Raw genomic sequence first — 19,620 nt, forward strand, 5'->3', positions numbered from 1 at the left:
GCGAACCACGGGGCGGTGTGTCGTTCCAGGCCGGGACGTGGCAAACTTAGGCCATCCAGATACGGCTAGGCAAACCTAACTTAGGATTGCCTGGCCTTCGTCATGATAGGAGTCCGGGTGCACGACACCTCCGGGCCGCCCCCCGGTAACGCGGATCCCCCCGCGCAGCGGGCGATCGCGGCGGACACCGCGGTCGCCGCACGCCGCTCGCGCCGCCTCGCCGGGCTGGCGGCGCTCGTCCTCCTGCTGTGCGCGGCGTCCCTGGGCAGCGTGCTCATCGGCGCCCGGGCCCTGAGCCCGGACACCGTCTGGCAGGCGCTCACCGCCACCGCCGGGGCCGAGGCCGACATCATCGTCAACGACATCCGGCTGCCCCGCACCGCGCTGGGGATCATGGCGGGCGTCTCCCTGGGACTGGCCGGGGCGCTCATGCAGGGCCACACCCGCAACCCCCTGGGCGACCCCAGCATCCTCGGCGTCACCTTCGGGGCGGCCCTGGCCGTGGTCCTGGGCATCGCGCTCTTCGACATCACCGCCCTGTACACCCAGGCCTGGCTGGCCTTCGCCGGGGCCGGAGCCGCCGCGGCAGCGGTCTACCTCATCGGGTCCGTGCCCGGACGCGGACCCACGCCCGTCACGCTGGCGCTGGCCGGGACCGCGGTGAGCTGGCTCGCCTACTCGGTGGTGTCCGGCCTGGTCCTGCTGGACCGCTCCACCATGGACGACTTCCGGTTCTGGCGGGTGGGGGCCCTGGTCGGCCGCGATCCCGAGATCCTGCCGCCGATGCTGGCCGTGGTCGCCGTCGGCACCGCCCTGGGCCTGGCCAACGCCGGGGCGCTCAACGCCCTGGCCCTGGGCGAGGACACCGCCAAGGCGCTGGGCCACCGGGTCGGCCGGGCGCGGGTGGTGGGCCTGACCGCGATCACCCTGCTCACCGGGGTCACCGTGGCCGCCTGCGGCCCCATCGCGTTCGTCGGCCTGATCGTGCCCCACCTGGCGCGCGGGATCGTCGGCGCCGACCACCGGTGGCTGCTGCCCTACTCCGCCCTCATGGGGGCGATCCTGCTGCTGGCCGCCGACGTGCTGGGCCGCTTCCTGGCCCCGCCCGGCGAACTCCAGGTCGGCATCGTGCTCGCCCTCGTCGGCGCGCCCTTCTTCATCTACATCGTCCGCCGCCGGAGACTCCTCGCCCTATGACCCCCCTCGCCCCCGAACACCCGGCGCACCAGGTGCGCGACCGGCTGCGCCGCAGCCGCCCCGCCCTGCGCCTGGGACCCGTCGCGCTGCGGCTGCGCCCCCGCCTGATCGCCGTGTGCCTGGCGGTCCTGGCGGTCCTCACGGTGCTGCTCGCCCTCAACCTCTCCCTGGGGCGGACCCCGCTGACCCCCGCCCAGGTGTGGGCGCACATCATCGGCACCGACTACGAGCACTACTTCACGGTGTGGCGGGTGCGGATGCCGCGCGTGGTGACGGGCATGCTCGCCGGGGCCGCCCTGGCCGCCGCAGGGGCGGTCACCCAGACCATCATGCGCAACCCCCTGGCCAGCCCCGACCTGCTCGGCGTCACCCACGGGGCGAGCGCCGGCGTGGTCGCCGTCCTGGCGTTCGGCGGCAGCTACGGCATCCTCTCCGGAGGCGGCGCCCTGTCCTCGCTGGGCGTACCCGCCGTCGCCCTGATCGGCGGACTGGCCGCCGGGGCGCTGTGCTACACGCTGGCCCGCCGGGGCGGCGTCGACGGCTACCGGCTGCTGCTGGTGGGGGTGGGCGTCTCCACCGTCCTGATGAACCTCACCCTGTGGCTGCTCACCCTAGGCGAGGTCACCGACACCGGCCGGGCCATGGTCTGGGTCGCCGGCAGCCTGAGCATGCGGACCTGGGAGAACGCCGCCCCGGTCGCCCTGGCCCTGGTGCTGCTCCTGCCGCTCGCCCTGGCCGCCTCGCGCACCCTGGACGCCCTGTCCTACGACGACGACGTGGTGCGCGGCCTGGGCGTGGACCTGGAGCGCGCCCGCACGGCCATGCTCGTCCTGGCGGTGCTGCTGGCCGCGTTCGGCACCTCCGCCGCCGGGCCGATCCTGTTCGTGTCCCTGGCCTGCCCGCAGATCGCCCTGCGCCTGGCCGGGCCCGGCACCTCCCGGCCGCCCGTGCTGCTGTCGGCGCTGGTGGGCGCCGCCCTGGTCAGCGGGGCCGACCTGGCGGCCCGCACCGCGCTCGACAACATCCAGCTGCCGGTCGGCGTCGTCACCGGCTGCCTGGGCGCCCTGTACCTCATCCACCTGCTCGTCCGCGCCAACCGGAGGACCCAAGCTTGACTTTCTCCCCTCTCCGAAGGGAGGGGATCCCGATACGCACTCGTGTGCGCACAACCCTTACGGGCCGGCCCTCGCGGGCCCGGTTTCCTGCTTCGTCGCCGACCGCGGAAGGGAGGACCCTTGCCGTCTCACACCGGCTCCACAGGCCTGCCCCGGGGCCTGGCCCCGGAGTACGGCACGTCCTGCCGCCCCGATGTTCTTCGCCGCGTTCAGCTCACGGTCGTGCCGTGTGCGGCAGTCCGGGCACGTCCAGAACCGGGTGCCCAGAGAAAGACGTTTCAGGAGGTACCCGCAGTCCGAGCAGGTCTTGGACGAGGGGAACCACCGGTCGACCACCACCAGGGTGCGACCCTGTCGTGCGGCCTTGTACTCCAACTGGCGCCGGAACTCACCGAAGGCGGCGTCCAGCACCGCCCGGTTGAGTCCCGCCTTCTGCCGCACCCGCCGGCCGGGCGCCTGGAGGGTGCCGCGCGCGGAGGCCGTCATCGCGGAGACGTCGAGGTCCTCGATCGCGATCACATCGTGGGTGCGCACCAGCCGGGTGGTGGTCTTGTGCAGGAAGTCGGCGCGGGCGTGGCGGACCTTGCGGTGCGCGGCCGCGACCCTGCGGTCGGCCTTGCGCCGGTTGGCGGACCCGCGCTGTTTGCGGGCCGTCCGCCGCTGGTACCGGGCCAGGTTCTTCGCTTTGCGGGCCAGGTGGCGGGGGTTGGCGATCCTCTCCCCGGTGGACAGGGTCGCGAAGTCCCCCACCCCCAGGTCGATCCCGACCACAGGACCGGACCCCGTCCCGTCCTCGGGTGCGGGGGCCGGGTCGTCGGCCTCCACGGCGAAGGTCACGTACCAGCGCCCGTCCGGCTCCCGCGACACGACCACCGTGGTCGGGTCCAGGGCCGCCGGGTCCACGTCCGGCCACGACCACGCCAGGCGCAGCGGTGTCCGCTGCTTGGCCAGGAACAGTTCCCCGCCCCGGATGCGGAACGCCGACCGGGTGTAGTGCGCCGACTGGCGGCCGGTCCGGGTCTTGAACCGGGGGTAGCGGGCGCGTCCGGCGAAGAAGTTGGAGAACGCCGTGTGCTGGTGCCTGAGCGTCTGCTGGAGCGGGACCGAGGACACCTCGGACAGGAACGCCAGCTCCTGGGTTTTCTTCCACCCGGTCAGCGCGGCGTCGGTCTGTTTGTAGGTGGTCGTCTCGCCGTACCGGTGGTAGGCGGTGCGGCGCTCGGCCAGGGTCTTGTTCCACACCAGGCGCACACAGCCGAAAGTGCGGCCCAACTGGGCCGCCTGTTCGGCGTCCGGATAGGCCCGGACCTTGTACGCCGTCCGCATGCGGAAAAAATTACACCGAGGAGAGGCATGAGTAAGGCAGAACGGAAAAGTGAGTGCGGATTGTCCCGAATGCCTTTCCGCCCTGAAGGACGGGGCATCCTTCGGGAAAATTCGGTGACCGCGCCGCAGACCACACGCACCGAGGGCACGCCCTCCGACGCGCGGGCGCGCCTGAGCGCCCGCGGCCTGACCCTGGCCTACGACGACCGCGTCATCGTCGACGGCCTGGACGCCGACATCATCGAGGGGACCGTCACCTGCGTCATCGGCCCCAACGGGTGCGGCAAGTCCACGATGCTGCGCGCCCTGGGCCGGCTCATGCGCCCCAGGTCCGGGCTGGTGGAGCTGGACGGCCGCGACATCCACCGCACCCCCACCCGGGAGGTCGCCCGGGTGCTGGGGGTGCTGCCCCAGCAGCCCACCGCCCCCGACGGGCTCACCGTCGCCGACCTCGTGGCCCGCGGCCGCCACCCGGCCCAGCGCTGGTACCGCCAGTGGTCGGGCGACGACCACGAGGCCGTCGCCCGGGCTCTGGAGCTGACCGGGCTGGCCGACCTGGCCGACAGCCCGCTGTCGGAGCTGTCCGGCGGCCAGCGCCAGCGCGCCTGGATCTCGATGGTGCTGGCCCAGGGCACCGACCTGCTGCTGCTGGACGAGCCCACCACGTTCCTGGACCTGGTCCACCAGGTGGACGTGCTCGACCTGGTGCGCGAACTGCACGACGAGGGCGGGCGCACCATCGTCATGGTCCTGCACGACCTCAACCTCGCGGCCCGCTACGCCGACACGGTCATCGCCATGCGGGACGGGCGGGTGCTGGCCAGCGGCGGCCCCGCCGACGTGCTCACCCCCGAGCTGCTGCGCGAGGCGTTCGGGCTGGACGCCGTGGTGGTGGAGGACCCGGTCACCGGCGGCCCCATGGTGGTGCCGGTCGGCCGCAGCAAGGGGAGGGGATAGGGCGCGGCGGAACCGGGCAGGGGTAGGGGAAGGGGGAACGGGAAAGGGCCCCGGGCGTGGGGTCTGGACCCGGTGGTCCGCGGTGGTGGATCATCGCGGACAAGGGCCGACGGTGGGTGTTCACCGAGTAGCGAAGAGTGATCAACTCGGTGCTGCGCGGGAGTTGTAGGGGCGTTCACCTCGGTTTCACCCGTGCGTGTGGAACCTCGGCCAAGGTCGAGAGCGACCGGTGGGACCACCCCGCCTGCCGCGACCCCGCACGGCCCCGACCCAGCCCCGTACCAGGGCGGAGGCCGCCGGGGGGAAGCAACGATCCCCGAGGAGAAGGTGTGCCCGAATCCGCGCCCCGCCGCCGCTTGCTGCCGTTCGTCGACACGGTCGGCGGTGGCCGTTCCCGCAGGACCTGCGAGCTGCGCTGCGGTGATGCCTGTTTCCACCCCGCTCCCAACAAGAGCGACAACGCCTACTTCGGTGACATCTTCGCCAAGGCGCTCTCCCGCCGCTCGATGCTGGGCGCCGCGGTGGTCGGCGCCGGTGCCGGCGCCCTGGGCATGGCCGCCCCCGCCGTCGCGGACCGGGGCCCCGGCCGCCCCAAGCCCGCCCCCCGGCCGACCTTCAGAAGCGTCCTGCCCAACAACGACGACAAGGTCACCATCCCCAACGGCTACGAGCAGCACGTCGTCGTCCGCTGGGGCGACCCCGTCCTGCCCGGGGCCCCGGAGTTCGACGTCGAGAACCAGACCGCCGAGGCCCAGGCGCAGCAGTTCGGCTACAACTGCGACTACGTCGGCCTCCACCAGCTCGACGAGAACCGCGGCCTGCTGTGGGTCAACCACGAGTACACCAACGAGAACCTCATGTTCCGCGGCTACCGGAACGGGGCCTCGGCGACCCCCGAGCAGATCCGGATCGCCATGGCCGCCCACGGCGGCTCCATCGTCGAGGTCGAGCGGGTCGGCCGCACCGGCCAGTGGCGCCTGAGCACCGGCGAGCGGCGCTACAACCGGCGGATCACCACGGACACCCCGTTCACCCTCACCGGCCCCGCCGCCGGGCACGACCTGCTCAAGACGGAGGAGGACCCCACCGGGACCACCGTGCGGGGCATGCTCAACAACTGCGCGGGCGGCTACACCCCCTGGGGCACCTTCCTCAGCGGCGAGGAGAACTTCAACCAGTACTTCGGCAACGCCCCGGCGAGCCCCGAGTACGCCCGCTACGGCCTGTCCACCGGTGCCTCGGGCCGCCGCTGGGACCGGGTCGAGGAGCGCTTCGACCTCTCCCGGCACCCCCACGAGGTGAACCGCTTCGGCTGGATCGTCGAGACCGACCCCCTCGACCCCTCCGCCCCGCCCGCCAAGCGCACCATGCTCGGCCGCTTCAAGCACGAGGGCGCCACCGTCCGCCTCGCCGAGGACGGCCGCGCGGTCGCCTACATGGGCGACGACGAGCGCTTCGACTACATCTACAAGTTCGTCAGCGCGAAGAAGTTCCGCGAGGGCGACACCCGCCACAACCTCACCCTCCTGGACACCGGCACGCTCTTCGTCGCCCGCCTCACCGGCAACAGCCCGGAGGAGGAGATCGACGGGTCCGGCGCGCTGCCCGCCGACGGCGAGTTCGACGGCTACGGCGACTGGATCCCGCTGGCCAGCGACACCACGAGCTTTGTGGACGGCTTCAGCGTCGCCGAGGTGCTCGTCCACACCCGCCTGGCCGCCGACGCCGCCGGGGCGACCAAGATGGACCGCCCCGAGGACATCGAGGCCAGCCCCGCCACGGGCAAGGTCTACGTGGCCCTGACCAACAACACCGCCCGCGAGCCTGGCCAGGCCGACGAGCCCAACCCGCGCGGCCCCAACAAGCACGGCCACATCCTGGAGATCATCGAGCACAACGGCGACGCCGCCGCCGAGGCGTTCGCCTGGACCGTGCCGCTGGTGTGCGGGAACCCCGAGGACGAGGACACCTACTACGCGGGCTACGACAAGTCCAAGGTGATGCCGATCTCCTCGCCCGACAACGTCACCTTCGACAGCGACGGCAACCTGTGGATCTCCACCGACGGCCAGCCCGGCACCCTGGGGATCAACGACGGCCTGCACGTCATGCCCGTCGAGGGGCGCTTCCGCGGCGAGCTGAAGACCTTCGCGACCGTTCCGGTGGACGCCGAGGCGTGCGGCCCGTTCATCACCAAGGACGACAAGACGGTCTTCCTGGCCCCGCAGCACCCCGGTGAGGACGGGACCTTCGAGGCGCCCACCAGCGTGTGGCCCGACGGCGACTTCCCGCGCCCGTCGGTGGTCTGCATCTGGCACAAGGGCGGTCGCGCCGTCGGCAGGTGACCGGCGCCCCCGAACACCGGCCCCGGGACTCCATCGTGGGGGAGCCCCGGGGCCGGTTCGTGTCGGCGCGTCCTACAGGGTCTTGCCGAAGCACAGCGACGAGGGCTCGCCGGCGTAGGCGCCGAAGGGCTCCACCGGGGTGTAGCCGGACTTGGTGTAGAACCGCACCGCGTCGGGCTGGCGGTCGCCGGTCTCCAGCCGGAGCCGCTTCCACCCCCGGTCGCGCGCCCATTCCTCCAGGGCGGCCAGCAGCCGCGGGGCCGCCCCCGACCCCCGGTGCCCGGGCAGCACGTACATCCGCTTGACCTCGCCGCCCTCGTCCGGCCCCAGGTCGCGCAGGCCCCCGCAGGCCACCGCGGTGCCGTCGGCGGCCCGGGCCAGCGCGAACACGGCGATGTCGGACGCCGACGGGGGCGTGCCGGGCTCGGAGTCGGGGGTCCCGTACCGTTGGGCGATCTCGGCGCGCTGCCCGGCCCGGAGAGCGGTGGCGTCGGGATCGTCCCAGGCCACGAAGTCGATCTGCATGGCGTGACGGTATACCGGGCGTGTTACGGGCCGGTTTCCCGTTCCGCGCCGCCGGGCGTGGCCCGGCTCACCCGTCGGTGAGGGCCTCGCGCACCGGCCGGAACTTGGACTCGGTCTCGGCGATCTCCGACTCCGGCTCGGACCCGGCGACGATCCCGCACCCGGCGAACAGCCGGGCCGTCGCCCCGTCCACGTGGGCGCTGCGCAGGGCGATGCCCCATTCGGCGTTGCCCGCGCCGTCCACCCAGCCGACCGGTCCCGCGTAGCCGCCCCGGTCCATGCCCTCCACCTCGTCGATGAGGCGCATCGCGGTGGCGGTGGGGGTGCCGCCCACGGCGGCGGTCGGGTGCAGGGCCGCCACGGCGTCCAGCGCCGACACCCCCGGCCGCAGCCGGGCGTGCGCGCGGGTGGCCAAGTGCTGGACGTTGGCCAGCCGCAGCAGGTGCGGCCAGGCCGGGACCGCCAGCTCCTCGGCGAGGGGGGCCAGGGCGTCGCGCAGGGAGTCCACCGCCAGCCCGTGCTCCTCCACGTCCTTGGCCGAGGACATCAGCTCCTCCGCGAGCCGCTCGTCCTCCTCCGTGTCGGCGCCGCGCGGGCGGGTGCCCGCCAGCACCAGGGAGGACAGCTCCTCGCCCTCCCGGCGCAGCAGCAGTTCGGGGGTGGCGCCGACCATGCCCGCGACCGAGAACGTGAAGCACTGCGGGTAGCGGGCGTGCAGCCGCTCCAGCAGGGTGCGCACGTCGATGGGGCCCTCGGCCCGGGCGACGAGGTCGCGGGCCAGCACCGCCTTGTCGAGCTCCCCGGCGCGGATGCGCGCGACGGTGTCCGCGACGACGCCGCCCCACTCCCGGGCGGTGAGCTCACCGGTGTCCCAGGAGAGGGGGCCGACGGGGCGCGGCGCGGGGGCCGGGTACAGCAGCTCCCCGGGGTGGACGCCGGGCTCGTCGGTGACGGTGGTCAGCCACGCCCGGTCGCCGCGGCGGCCCAGCAGGACGCGGGGGACCACCATGGTGGAGCCCGTGGAGGTGGGGGCGAAGGTGAACGTGCCGAAGGCGACGGCGCCGGTGCCCGGCAGGCCGACCTCGTCCTCCACCACGGCCCGCTCCAGCACCCCGTTGAGCCAGCGGGCGGCCTCGGTGAACCGGGTGGTGTCGGTGGGCTCGGTGCCCGCGGGCTCGGCGTCCGGGCTCCAGTGGGCGGCCCGGCCCCAGCCGACCAGGCCGTCGTCGCCGGTCAGCCAGGCCAGCGGGGCCCCGGCGGGCAGGCGGCGAACCAGGGAGTCGGCGCCGCCGCGCAGCGGAACGGTCCGGACGAAGAGCTTGGGAGGGCACACAGCGGCGTTCACGTCACCCGAGTCTAGGTCGCCCGGTGCCCTCGCGAGCCCGGACCGGGGGCCGGGGGAGGGGAGGGTCAACCCCTCTGCCGGCGTGACGGGGCCCGCACCGCGACGGTTTCCGTACCCGGGGCCGGTGGAGCCATGGGGATCCGGGGTGCCGCATTGACCTGGGGCGATGTTCCCTTCCCGGGGCTTGTGCGAGGTTGTCCACAGATTGGCTCAATCGTGTCCGAAAATTGACATTGTCCTCTACGCTGGTCCACGGCACGGCGCTCCGGGGAACGGGCGCCGCCCCGGCTTCCAAGAGGAGACATCGCTTTGAAGGGTTCTGTGGCACGGACCGTGGCCGTACCGCGCGCCGCGCGCTGGGCGACCATGGCCGCCGCGTCCACCGTCCTGCTCGCCGGATGCGCCGCGGGCGCCCCGGGGGGAGCGCCCGGCGACGGCGCCAGCGGGAGCCGCAACGACACCGGCGGCACCGTCCGGACCGCGGACGCGCTGTGCTCGGCCGACTCCGCGCGGCAGATGCGCGGCGCCTGGCTCACCACCGTCCGCAACATCGACTGGCCCTCTGAGCCCGGCCTGTCCGCCGAGGAGCAGCAGGCGGAGCTGGACGCCTACCTCGACGACGCCGTCGCCATGGGCCTCAACGCCGTGTTCCTGCACGTGCGGCCCACCGCCGACGCCGTGTACGCCTCCGACAAGGAGCCCTGGGCCCGCTACCTCACCGGCGAGCAGGGCGGCGACCCCGGGTACGACCCGCTGGAGTACGCGGTGGAACAGGCGCACGCCCGCGGCCTGGAGCTGCACGCCTGGTTCAACCCCTACCGGGTGGGCCTGCAGGACCCCGACATCGAGAACCTGGTGGACGACCACCCGGTGAAGCAGAACCCCGAATGGCTGGTGGACTACGGCGACGAGGCCTACGTGGACCCCGGCAACCCCGAGGTGCGGGCCTGGGTCACCGGCGTGATCATGGACGTGGTCGAGCGCTACGACATCGACGGCGTCCACTTCGACGACTTCTTCTACCCCTACCCCAAGGACGGCGAGGAGTTCGACGACGACGCCTCCTGGGAGGCGCACGGCGGGGACTTCGACGACCGCGACGACTGGCGCCGCGACAACGTCGACCAGCTCATGCGCGACGTGCACGGCGCCATCCAGGAGACCGAGCCGTGGGTGAGCTTCGGCGTCTCCCCGTTCGGCATCTGGCGCAACCAGAGCACCGACCCCAGCGGGTCGCCCAGCTCCGGCCTGCAGTCCTACGACGCCCAGTACGCCGACACCCGCACCTGGATCCAGGAGGGCACCGTCGACTACGTCGCCCCCCAGCTGTACTGGGAGCGCGGGTTCGGCACCGCCGACTACGAGGCGCTCACCGACTGGTGGGCGGACGAGGTCGAGGGCACCGGCGTGGACCTGTACATCGGCCAGGCCGCCTACCGCCTGGGCGAGGACGGGTGGACCTCCGACGACGCGCTCTCCAGCCAGCTCGACTACTCCGGCGGGCTGGAGGGGGTCGGCGGCGACATCTACTTCTCCATCAAGAGCCTGCGCGAGAACCCGGACGCGGTGGACGACCTGCTCGGCGGCCACTACGCCGAGCCGGCCCTGCCGCCGCGGACCGACTCCGGCGAGGAGGAGGCCCGGGTCGGTGCCGTGGCCGGGGTCTCGGCCCGCGCCGGCGAGCACGGGGTCGAGGTGTCCTGGGAGGAGGCCGAGGGCGCCCGCTTCTACGCCGTGTACCGGCTGCCCGCCGAGGCGGCCGAGGCCGGGGACGAGACGGCCTGCGAGGCGCTCACCCCGGAGAACCTCGTCGGCGTGACCGGCGGCACCTCGTTCGACGACACCGGTGCGGGGGACGACACGGTGTACGCGGTCACCGCCCTGGACGACTACCGGGCCCAGGGGCCGGTCGGCGAGATCGCCGCCCCCCGCGGCTGACCGGTACCGGACGCGGCCCCGGCCCCCTGCGGACCGGGGCCGCGCCGTGTCCCGGAGCGCCCGCCCCGGGCGGCCGCGGCCCTGCCCGGGGGAGTCCCCCGCGCGGGCACCGTTCGGACGATCATCCGACGAATGCGGCCCTTTCGGCGCGAAAAAGTTGTGATCCGCCAGCCTTGAGGGGCTGCCACCCTCGCATCTGCGAGCGGTAGATTGCTCCCATGCCCACCTTCCAGATCAGCGAGGCCGCCGAACTGCTCGGCGTCAGCGCCGACACCGTGCGCCGCTGGGTCGACGCCGGCCGCCTCGGCGCCTCCCGCGACGCCTCCGGCCGCCGCCTCCTCGACGGGGCCGACCTGGCCGCCTTCATGCGCGAGGGGTCCCACCAGGACCCCGACCGCCACCGTTCCTCCGCGCGCAACCGCTTCCACGGACTGGTCACCGGGATCGTCCGCGACACCGTCATGGCGCAGGTGGAGGTCCAGGCGGGGCCGCACCGCATCGTCTCGCTGATGAGCCGCGAGGCCGCCGACGAACTCGGCCTGGAGGTCGGCGCCACCGCCACGGCCGTGGTCAAGTCCACGAACGTGATCGTCGAGACGAGCGGAGACCGCCATGCGTGACACCCCCCTGCGGCTCGTCGCGGCGCTGGCCGCGGCGGCCCTCGCCCTCACCGCCTGCGCGGACCGCGACACCGGGCCCGGACCGGCGGGCCCGGACGCCGGGGGCCCCGCCGGCGAGCTGACCGTCTTCGCCGCCGCCTCCCTCACCGACGTCTTCGAGTCCCTGGCCGAGGAGTTCGAGGCGGACAACCCCGGGACGGAGGTCGTCTTCAACTTCGCGGGCAGCAGCGAGCTGGCCGCCCAGATCGGCTCCGGCGCGCCCGCGGACGTGTTCGCGGCCGCGAACACCGACACCATGGCGCAGGTCGCCGAGGGGGAGGGCCTGGACCGGGAGTGGGCGGACGAACACGGCGACGGCGCGGTCTTCGCCACCAACACCCTCCAGATCGCCGTGCCCGCCGACAACCCCGCCGGGATCGAGGGCCTGGACGACCTCGCGCGGGACGGCGTCTCCGCGGCGTTCTGCGCACCGGAGGTCCCGTGCGGCGCGGCCACGGCGACCGCGCTGGACGCCGCAGGGCTCGACGTCACCCCCGTCACCTACGAGGAGGATGTCCGCGCGGTGCTGACCAAGGTCGAACTGGGCGAGGTCGACGCCGGACTCGTCTACCGGACCGATGTGATCGCCGCCGGGGAGGCCGTCACCGGCATCGCCTTCCCCGAGGCGGACGCGGCCGTCAACGACTACCCGATCGCCCTGCTGGCCGACGCGCCCGCCCCGGACCTGGCCGCCGCCTGGATCGACCTCGTGCTGTCCGAGACCGGCGCCGCCGCCCTCGCCGACGCCGGGTTCGGCACCCCGTGACCCGCGGCTCCGCGCGGACCGGGCCCGCCCTGCGGGCCCGGTCCGGCAGGCCGCCCTGGCCGCTGGTCCTGCCCGCCCTCGCGGGCGTCGCCTTCCTCGTCCTGCCTCTGCTCGGGCTGGTCGTGCGCGCGCCCTGGCACGACATGGGCCGCCGGGTCACCGAACCCGAGGTGCTGGCCGCGCTGTGGCTGTCGCTGTCCACCGCCACCGTCGCCACCGCCCTCTGCCTGGTCCTGGGGGTCCCGCTGGCCTGGCTGCTGGCCCGCACCGACTTCCCCGGGCGGCGGATCGTGCGCGCCCTGGTCACCGTGCCCCTGGTCATCCCGCCCGTGGTCGGCGGCGTCGCGCTGCTGCTCGTGCTCGGCCGCAACGGCCTGCTCGGGCGCTACCTGGACGCGTGGTTCGGGATCACCGTCCCCTTCACGTCCGCCGCCGTGGTCCTGGCCCAGGTGTTCGTCGCCATGCCGTTCCTGGTCATCAGCGTCGAGGGGGCGCTGCGCGGGGCCGACCGCCGCTACGAGGAGGCCGCGGCGACCCTGGGTGCCGGGCGGGTCACCGTGTTCACCCGCGTCACCCTGCCCATGGTGCTGCCCGGCATCGGCGCCGGGGCGATCCTGTGCTGGGCCCGCGCCCTGGGCGAGTTCGGCGCCACCATCACCTTCGCCGGCAACTTCCCCGGCACCACCCAGACCATGCCGCTGGCCGTCTACATGGCCATGCAGCGCGACCCCGAGGCCGCGATCGTGCTCAGCCTCGTCCTGCTCCTGGTGTCCCTGGCCGTGCTGGCCACCCTGCGCGAGAAATGGGTGAACGCCGCGTGAGCGTGCTCTCTGCCGACCTCCGGCTGCGCCGGGGCGACTTCGAACTGGACGTCGCCCTGTCCGTGGCGGCCGGAGAGGTGCTGGCCCTGCTCGGCCCCAACGGGGCGGGCAAGTCCTCGGCGCTGCGAGCCCTGGCCGGACTGCTGCCGCTCAACGGCGGGCACGTGCGAGTGGACGGGGACGACCACACGCGCACCCCCGTGGAGCGGCGGCCCGTCGGCATGGTGTTCCAGGACTACCTGCTGTTCCAGCACATGAGCGCGCTGGACAACGTCGCGTTCGGGCCGCGCTGCCAGGGGGCGTCCAAGGCCGACGCCCGCGCCCGCGCCGCCGAGCTGCTCGACCACATGGACCTGGCCGGGTACGCCCGCGCGCGGCCCCGGAACCTGTCCGGGGGGCAGGCCCAGCGCGTGGCGCTGGCCCGCGCGCTGGCGGTGCGCCCGCGCCTGCTGCTGCTGGACGAGCCCATGGCCGCCCTGGACGTGAGCACCCGCGTCCGCGTGCGGGGACGGCTGCGCCGCCTGCTGGAGGAGTTCGACGGGGCGACGGTGCTGGTCACCCACGACCCGCTGGACGCCATGGTGCTGGCCGACCGCATCGCCGTCGTCGAGGGCGGCCGGGTGGTCCAGGAGGGGGCGCCCGCCGAGGTGGCCCGCCGCCCCCGGACCCCCTACGTGGCGCGGCTGGTGGGGCTCAACCTGTTCCGCGGGCGGGCCGACGGCACCGCCGTCCTGTTGGACGGCGGAGCGGTGGTGGAGGTGCACGAGGCGCACAGCGGCTCCGCGCTGGTGGCGTTCCCGCCCCGGGCCGTCGCCCTGTACCGGCGGCGCCCCGACGGCAGCCCGCGCAACCTGTGGGAGCTGACCGTGGACGGGGTGGAGCGGTTCGGCGACCAGGTGCGGGTACACCTGACCGGAGCGCTCGACCTGGCCGCCGACATCAGCCCGGCCGCACTGGCCGAGCTGGGGCTCGTCCGCGGCGGCACCGTCTGGGCCGGGGTCAAGGCCGCGGAGGCCGAGTGCTACCCCGGATGACCGCTGCGCGGGACGCCGTTCCCCCGTGTCGGGACGCCGGGCGGCGGTGACCTGCGGGGGTCCGGAACGGCCGGGAAAACCCGCGGAAGCCGGGGATATCCTCGCGCTCCGCTGGGGAGACTGTAGGACACCCGGTGGCGATAGTAGACCTTCCCCCGGCCGCTGAAGGAGGGTGCGCCATGTCCCTGAGAGAGCACGAGCGGAGAATCCTCGAGGAGATCGAGAGGCGGCTCGGCGAGGAGGATCCCGAGCTCGCCGAACGCCTGGATTCCTTCGGGGACCCCGACGCGCCCGCCGAACCCGGCCTGAGCGGCTGGAAGCCCTGGGTGGCCTGCGGCCTGATCGCGGCCGTCACCGCCGGACTCCTGGTCCTGCTGTTCGTCCTCACACCCGGCGCGCCGCAGCCCGTCGAGCAGCCGTCCGCGCCGGCACCCGCGCAGACCCTGCAGCCCGCCGACGAGGGCCGCTGAACGGCGGGCGGCCGAGGCCGCCCGCCGTCGCGCGTCACAGCGCGTTCGTGAACTTCGCGGCGATCGGGCCGGCGACGGAGGAACCGCCGCCGCCGCCCTCCACCACCACGGCGAACGCGACGTCGCCCTTGAAGCCGACCATCCACGCGTGGCTGGGCAGCTCCTCGTCCTCGCCCTCGGCGGTGCCGAACTCGGCCGTGCCCGTCTTGCCGTAGACCTCGCCCTGGAAGGGCAGGTTCTCGGCGGTGCCCTCGGTGATGACCGCGCGCATCATGGTGCGCAGGGCCTCGGCGTTGGGGATCGGGCGCGGCTCGGCCGGGGCCTCGGCGGCCGGCTCGGTCACCAGCAGCGGGGGCCGCCAGTTGCCGTCGGCGACCGCGGCCGGGACCGTGGCCATGTGCAGCGCCGAGGTCTCGACCTGGCCCTGGCCGATCGCCTGGGCGCCCAGCATGACGGCGCCCTCGGAGAGCGGGTAGACCGGCTCGAAGGTCGGGACGCCGATGTCCATCGGGGCGTTCATCCCGAACAGCTCGGCGCTGGCCAGCAGGGTGTTGGCGTCGATGTTGTCGACGGCCGCCTGGACCAGGGCGGTGTTGCAGGAGGTCGCGAACGCCTGGGTCATCGTCTGCGCGCCGTACTCGGCGCCGCCCGCGTTCGTGAACTCCCAGCCGCCCGGGTTGTACTCCTTGGGGCACTGGAACTGGGTGTCCATGGTCAGGCCGCCGTCCAGCAGCGCGTTGTAGCTGACGACCTTGAACGTGGAGCCGGGCGGGTAGCGGCCCTCGAAGGCCCGGTTGAACCCGCCGGGGACGTTCACCGCGGCGAGGATCTCGCCCGTGGACGGCCGGATCGCCACCATGCCCGCCGGGTCGTCGGAGTCGATGATGGCGTTGGCGGCCGCGTTCTGCACCGCCATGTCGATGCTGGTGACGACGTTCTCACCGGGGGCGCCGTCCAGGCTGGCGACGGTGTTCTCGTCGGTCGCCTCCACGGCGTCGGCCTCGGTGCCGGCGTCCACCATGACGATGGTGGTGGCGGCCTGTCCGGCCAGCCGCTCCTCGTAGGTGCGCTGCAGCCCGCTGGTACCGACGGTGTCGCCGACCCGGTAGGCGGGGCCCAGCCGCTCGATGTCCTCCTCGGTGGCCTCGCCCATGCCGCCGACGATCATCTGCAGCGAGCCGGAGATGTCCGGGGTGTCCAGGCGGGTGCCGTCGGCGGCGAGGATCTGGCCCCGCTCGCCCCACACCGCGGTGCGGGCCAGGGTCTGGCCCTCGGCCAGGCCGGGGAACGCCACCTCGGGGGAGAAGTCCACCAGCCACTCGCCGTCCTGGCGGACCAGGGGGAGTTCGCCCTCCCAGCCCCAGTCGCCGGCGTTGGACAGGCCGACGGCCACCTCGTAGGAGGCGGTGCCGGTGCCGCCGTCGGCGGTGGGCTCGCCCACGGTGACGTCGACGCTCTCCACCCCGATCCCGGAGGCGATGCCGCCGAGGACCTCGGCGGCGCCACCGCCGGTGGTGACGGCGGCCAGGCGCTCGTAGTCCTGCGCCTCCCAGGCGGCCGCGTACTCCTCGACCGCCTCCTCGGGCTGCGGGAGGGTGAGCACGTACCAGGAGACGCCGCCGCCGATCAGCGCCAGCACCACGCCCGCGGCGATCAGGCCGATGACCAGGCCGCGCCTGGACTTGCGCGGCTGTTGGTCGGGCTGCTCCGGCGGCGCGGCGGCGTTGCCGTGGTAGAGGTACTCGAAGCCGTCGCCGCGGGGGGCGGACTCCGCGTCCCGCGGCTCGCCGTCCCAGTCGTCCCAGCCGTCGCGCGGCCCGCCGGGGCCCGGCGGGGGGGCGCCGTGGCCGTCGCCGGCGCCCTGCTGCGGTCCGTTCCACCGGTCCCCGTGCCCGGGCTCCGCCGGCCGCGGCCCCATGCCGCCCGCCCCCGGGGGCTGCTCGCCCCACCCGGGCGCGTCGCCGGAGCCGCTCCACGCGGCGCCGGTCTGCTGCGGGCCGCTCTGGGCGTCCCCGCCGCCGTTCGCGCTGCGCGCGTCGCCGGGCCGTTCGCCCCACCCAGCGGCGGCCTGCTGGGGACCACTGTGGGTCTCGCCCCAGGTGTCGTTCGACCCGCGCGCGTTGCCGGGCTGTTCGCCCCAAGCGGGTGCTTCGTTGCTGCCGGAGCCGCTCCATGCAGCAGCGGCCTGCTGCGGGCCGCTGTTGCTGTCGCCCCAGGAGTCGCCCTGGTCGCTGCCGTCCCAGGTGTTGTCCGACCCACGTGTGTTGGCGGGCTGTTCGCCCCATCCGGGTGCGTCGCCGGAGCCGCTCCACGCGGCGCCGGTCTGCTGCGGGCCGCTCTGGGCGTTCCAGCCGTCGTTCGCGCCGCGCGCGTTGCCGGGTTGCTCGCCCCACCCGGTGGCGGTCTGCTGCGGACCGCTGTTGGTGTCATCCCAGGTGTCGTTCGATCCACGCGCGTTGGCGGGCTGTTCGCCCCACCCCGCGGCGGTCTGCTGCGGGCCGCTGTTGCTGGCGCCCCAGGAGTTGCCCTGGTCGCTGTCGTCCCAGGTGTTGTCCGACCCGCGCGCGTTGCCGGGCTGCTCGCCCCATCCGGGCGCATCGCCGGAGTCGCTCCACGCAGCGCCGGTCTGCTGGGGGCCGCTCTGGGCGTTCCAGCCGTCGTTCGTGCCGCGTGTGTCGCCGGGTTGTTCTCCCCATGCGGGTGCGTCGCCGGGGCGTTCGCCCCACCCAGCGGCGGCCTGCTGCGGGCCGCTGTCGGTGTCGTCCCAAGAGTTGCTCTGGTCGCCGCCGTCCCAGGAGTCACCCGTCGCGGGCGTGGCGCCGGGACGGTCGTCCCAGGAGGGGCCGGCACTCCGGTGGGCTCCCGGCGGCTGCTCGCCCCAGGCGTCGCCCTGATCGCCGCCGTCCGTGGCGGGGCCGGCACTCCGGTGGGCCCCGGTGGGCCGCTCCTCCGGTGCGGGCGCGCCGCCGGGGGCGTCCCATGCGGCGGTGGCCCGTTCCGGGCCGTCGGCGTCCCGGTCGGGTGCGGCCTCGGGCTCCTCGCTCGGGGCCTGCCAGTCCTTCCAGGTGTCCGTGGGAGGGGTCTCCTCGGGACGAGGGGGCGTCCACTCGCCGGTGGGGCCCTGGGCGGCCGGGTACGGGATGTCCCAGCTCTCAGGACGGTCGGACGGGCCACCGGCGGCCGTCCCGCCCGGGGCCGGGGGCCGCTGCGGAATGCGATAGGGGTTCTCCGGGCGAACGCCTCGGGTCGGGGTGTCGCCCGACTCCTCGGGCGGCCCGGAGGAATCCGGTTGTCGGGGGGACCGTTCGTCCACGCCTGACCGTCCTTCGTCGTTTTTCGGGGAGAATACCAAGATGCCCCGCTCCCACCTCGGTGGGAGCGGGGCACGAGACTGATGGTCGGCATGGCGGTCGCCTCTCGGCGCGGGGCACAACGGGGCTCCGGACCGTACGGTCTCCCCTGGCGGGGGCCGTACGCGGTATTCCGCGAAGGCAATAGTTGAGGCCCGGGGGACACTTGCTACCACACCGACCAACAGTGACTCTAACCCATGGAACCGGGCCGTTGTTCCATGTTCCCCCGGCGAGTCGCATGCGCAATCTCACGGTGGGGAACCCTTTGCGGGTGGGAATAGGGTGCCGGCCCCGCAGAGGGGCGCGGGGCCGGCCGGGACGTTCGCGCGGGGTCAGCCCTGGCGCGCGACCGTGGTCTGTTCCTCACGGGTGAGCAGCTTGAGGCGCTTGCGGCCGCGCTCGGCCCCCAGCTCCTCTTCCCGGGCCTCGATCCGCTGCCAGCCCTCCCAGGTCGTGTACTCCACGCCGCGCTCCTCGAGCAGGGCCCGGAACGCGACCGGGTCCGGCTCGGCGGCCGGGGTGAACGACTCGCGGTCGGAGACCAGGTTGGTGACGGTCTCCAGGGCGTCGCCCTTGGTGTGGCCGATCAGGCCCACCGGTCCGCGCTTGATCCACCCGGTGGCGTAGACCCCCGGGATGTGGTTGTCGTCCAGGTCCAGGACCCGGCCCTCGCGGTTGGGGACGACGCCGTTCTCCTCGTCGAAGGGCAGGTCGGCCAGGGGCGAGCCCAGGTAGCCGATGGCCCGGTAGACGGCCTGGACCTCGTGGTCCACGAACTCGCCGGTGCCCTTGACCCCGCCGTCGCCGGTGAGCTCCATGCGCTCGGTGCGGAAACCGGTGACCCGGTCCTCGCCGAGCACCGCCACAGGCGAGTGCAGGAAGTGCAGGTGCAGGCGGACGTCCTCACCGCGCGGGTCGCGCAGCGCCCAGTTCTGGAGCACCTTGACGTTGGTCTTGGTCTGGTTGGAGTCCTCGCACGCCTGGAGGCTGCCCTCGTCCATCTCGAAGTCCTCGGGGTAGACGATGACCTCGACCCCGGGCTGCTTGTCGAGCTCGCGCAGCTCCATCGGGGTGGCCTTGCACTGGGCGATGCCGCGGCGGGCGAAGACGTGCACGTCGGTGATCTGCTTGGCGCGCAGGCCCTCGTACACGTTGTCGGTGATGTCGGTCTCGAGCAGGTCGTCGGCGTTCTTGGCGAGGATGCGGGCCACGTCGACGGCGACGTTGCCCGCGCCGATCACGGCGACGCTGGTGCCCTCGACGTGCCAGGACGGCGAGACGTCGGGGTGGGAGTCGTACCAGAAGACGAAGTCGGCGGCCCCGTGGCTTCCCGGCAGGTCGATGCCGGGGATGTCCAGGGGGCGGTCGCGGTCGCTGCCGGTGGAGAAGATGACCGCGTCGTAGTGCCTGCGCAGGTCGTCGAGCTTGAGGTCCCGCCCGTACTCGACGTTGCCGTAGAAGGTGATCTCGGGCTTGTCGAGGATCTTGTGCAGGGCTCCCTGGATCTGCTTGATCCGGGGGTGGTCCGGGGCGACGCCGTAGCGGACCAGGCCGTAGGGGGAGGGCAGCTTGTCGAGGATGTCGATGCTGACGGACGTGCCGCACGCGGACAGGGTCTCGTCCTTGGTGAGCAGGTCGGCGGCGTAGATTCCCGCCGGACCGGCACCAACGATTCCCACTCGCAGGGGTCGCGTCATCGCACAGCTCCAAGTCTTCGCGCCAGGGGTCGGACGCCATCTAAAGTAAGGCTTGCCTAATCTATCCGGTGT

The 19,620-nt window shown here is 73.8% G+C and carries 15 protein-coding genes; 10 read left to right on the top strand and 5 right to left on the bottom strand.

Annotated features, from left to right (window positions below):
• Positions 1–117 precede the first annotated feature (117 nt).
• Positions 118–1,197, top strand: coding sequence for an iron ABC transporter permease (locus tag K1J57_RS21810; protein WP_255646487.1), 1,080 nt, complete (start codon positions 118–120; stop codon positions 1,195–1,197).
• The gene (locus K1J57_RS21815) at positions 1,194–2,312 is read left to right on the top strand and encodes an iron chelate uptake ABC transporter family permease subunit (RefSeq protein ID WP_220560458.1); all 1,119 of its coding nucleotides are present in this window, start codon (positions 1,194–1,196) and stop codon (positions 2,310–2,312) included. Before K1J57_RS21810 ends, K1J57_RS21815 begins: the two co-directional genes overlap by 4 nt.
• A gap of 57 nt (positions 2,313–2,369) precedes the next feature.
• Here the strand turns inward: K1J57_RS21815 and K1J57_RS21820 are convergent, their stop codons facing one another.
• Positions 2,370–3,638, bottom strand: coding sequence for an RNA-guided endonuclease TnpB family protein (locus K1J57_RS21820; protein ID WP_220560459.1), 1,269 nt, complete (start codon positions 3,636–3,638; stop codon positions 2,370–2,372).
• A 114-nt stretch (positions 3,639–3,752) separates the two neighbouring features.
• On the opposite strand from K1J57_RS21820, the gene K1J57_RS21825 reads away from it, so the two are divergent.
• Positions 3,753–4,595: an ABC transporter ATP-binding protein gene (locus K1J57_RS21825; RefSeq protein ID WP_255646488.1), complete on the top strand. Its 843-nt coding sequence runs from the start codon at positions 3,753–3,755 to the stop codon at positions 4,593–4,595.
• A 329-nt stretch (positions 4,596–4,924) separates the two neighbouring features.
• The gene (locus K1J57_RS21830; protein ID WP_220560461.1) at positions 4,925–6,940 is read left to right on the top strand and encodes a PhoX family phosphatase; all 2,016 of its coding nucleotides are present in this window, start codon (positions 4,925–4,927) and stop codon (positions 6,938–6,940) included.
• Between the two features lie 72 nt (positions 6,941–7,012).
• On the opposite strand, the gene K1J57_RS21835 is transcribed toward K1J57_RS21830, so the two are convergent.
• Together K1J57_RS21835 and K1J57_RS21840 are read right to left on the bottom strand one after the other, a co-directional pair.
• Positions 7,013–7,465 (bottom strand): GNAT family N-acetyltransferase, encoded by a 453-nt coding sequence (locus K1J57_RS21835; RefSeq protein ID WP_220560462.1) that lies wholly within the window; start codon positions 7,463–7,465, stop codon positions 7,013–7,015.
• Positions 7,466–7,532: 67 nt separating this feature from the next.
• The gene (locus tag K1J57_RS21840) at positions 7,533–8,810 is read right to left on the bottom strand and encodes an isochorismate synthase MenF (RefSeq protein WP_220560463.1); all 1,278 of its coding nucleotides are present in this window, start codon (positions 8,808–8,810) and stop codon (positions 7,533–7,535) included.
• A gap of 366 nt (positions 8,811–9,176) precedes the next feature.
• Between K1J57_RS21840 and K1J57_RS21845 the strand changes: the two genes are divergently transcribed.
• From K1J57_RS21845 to K1J57_RS21870, 6 genes are all read left to right on the top strand, one after another.
• Positions 9,177–10,748, top strand: coding sequence for a glycoside hydrolase family 10 protein (locus K1J57_RS21845; protein WP_220565697.1), 1,572 nt, complete (start codon positions 9,177–9,179; stop codon positions 10,746–10,748).
• A gap of 218 nt (positions 10,749–10,966) precedes the next feature.
• Positions 10,967–11,368, top strand: a complete 402-nt coding sequence (locus tag K1J57_RS21850) for a molybdopterin-binding protein (protein ID WP_220560464.1) — start codon at positions 10,967–10,969, stop codon at positions 11,366–11,368.
• Positions 11,361–12,173: a molybdate ABC transporter substrate-binding protein gene (gene modA, locus K1J57_RS21855; protein ID WP_220560465.1), complete on the top strand. Its 813-nt coding sequence runs from the start codon at positions 11,361–11,363 to the stop codon at positions 12,171–12,173. Before K1J57_RS21850 ends, modA begins: the two co-directional genes overlap by 8 nt.
• A complete protein-coding gene (locus K1J57_RS21860; RefSeq protein ID WP_220560466.1) occupies positions 12,170–12,994 on the top strand; it encodes an ABC transporter permease in 825 nt (274 codons plus the stop codon). The genes modA and K1J57_RS21860 overlap by 4 nt, the downstream gene beginning before the upstream one ends.
• Positions 12,976–14,028 carry a sulfate/molybdate ABC transporter ATP-binding protein gene (locus tag K1J57_RS21865; RefSeq protein WP_220560467.1) on the top strand — a complete coding sequence of 351 codons (1,053 nt, stop codon included), beginning with the start codon at positions 12,976–12,978 and terminating at the stop codon, positions 14,026–14,028. The genes K1J57_RS21860 and K1J57_RS21865 overlap by 19 nt, the downstream gene beginning before the upstream one ends.
• Positions 14,029–14,207: 179 nt before the next feature.
• Positions 14,208–14,498 (top strand): DUF3040 domain-containing protein, encoded by a 291-nt coding sequence (locus tag K1J57_RS21870; protein ID WP_220560468.1) that lies wholly within the window; start codon positions 14,208–14,210, stop codon positions 14,496–14,498.
• A gap of 34 nt (positions 14,499–14,532) precedes the next feature.
• On the opposite strand, the gene K1J57_RS21875 is transcribed toward K1J57_RS21870, so the two are convergent.
• Complete coding sequence (locus K1J57_RS21875; RefSeq protein WP_220560469.1) at positions 14,533–17,811, bottom strand: penicillin-binding transpeptidase domain-containing protein; 3,279 nt, start codon at positions 17,809–17,811, stop codon at positions 14,533–14,535.
• A 372-nt stretch (positions 17,812–18,183) separates the two neighbouring features.
• A complete protein-coding gene (locus K1J57_RS21880) occupies positions 18,184–19,530 on the bottom strand; it encodes an FAD-dependent oxidoreductase (RefSeq protein WP_220565698.1) in 1,347 nt (448 codons plus the stop codon).
• Between the last annotated feature and the right edge of the window lie 90 nt (positions 19,531–19,620).

Source organism: Nocardiopsis sp. MT53, assembly GCF_019598965.1.
Lineage (GTDB): Bacteria > Actinomycetota > Actinomycetes > Streptosporangiales > Streptosporangiaceae > Nocardiopsis > Nocardiopsis changdeensis.

What these genes read in the sequence shown, in the direction of transcription:
- K1J57_RS21815 (WP_220560458.1), top strand. Translation starts at nt 1,194, where the DNA reads ATGACCCCCCTCGCCCCCGAACACCCGGCGCACCAGGTGCGCGACCGG.
- K1J57_RS21820 (WP_220560459.1), bottom strand. Translation starts at nt 3,638, where the DNA reads ATGCGGACGGCGTACAAGGTCCGGGCCTATCCGGACGCCGAACAGGCG.
- K1J57_RS21835 (WP_220560462.1), bottom strand. Translation starts at nt 7,465, where the DNA reads ATGCAGATCGACTTCGTGGCCTGGGACGATCCCGACGCCACCGCTCTC.
- K1J57_RS21845 (WP_220565697.1), top strand. Translation starts at nt 9,177, where the DNA reads ATGGCCGCCGCGTCCACCGTCCTGCTCGCCGGATGCGCCGCGGGCGCC.
- K1J57_RS21850 (WP_220560464.1), top strand. Translation starts at nt 10,967, where the DNA reads ATGCCCACCTTCCAGATCAGCGAGGCCGCCGAACTGCTCGGCGTCAGC.
- modA (WP_220560465.1), top strand. Translation starts at nt 11,361, where the DNA reads ATGCGTGACACCCCCCTGCGGCTCGTCGCGGCGCTGGCCGCGGCGGCC.
- K1J57_RS21865 (WP_220560467.1), top strand. Translation starts at nt 12,976, where the DNA reads ATGGGTGAACGCCGCGTGAGCGTGCTCTCTGCCGACCTCCGGCTGCGC.
- K1J57_RS21870 (WP_220560468.1), top strand. Translation starts at nt 14,208, where the DNA reads ATGTCCCTGAGAGAGCACGAGCGGAGAATCCTCGAGGAGATCGAGAGG.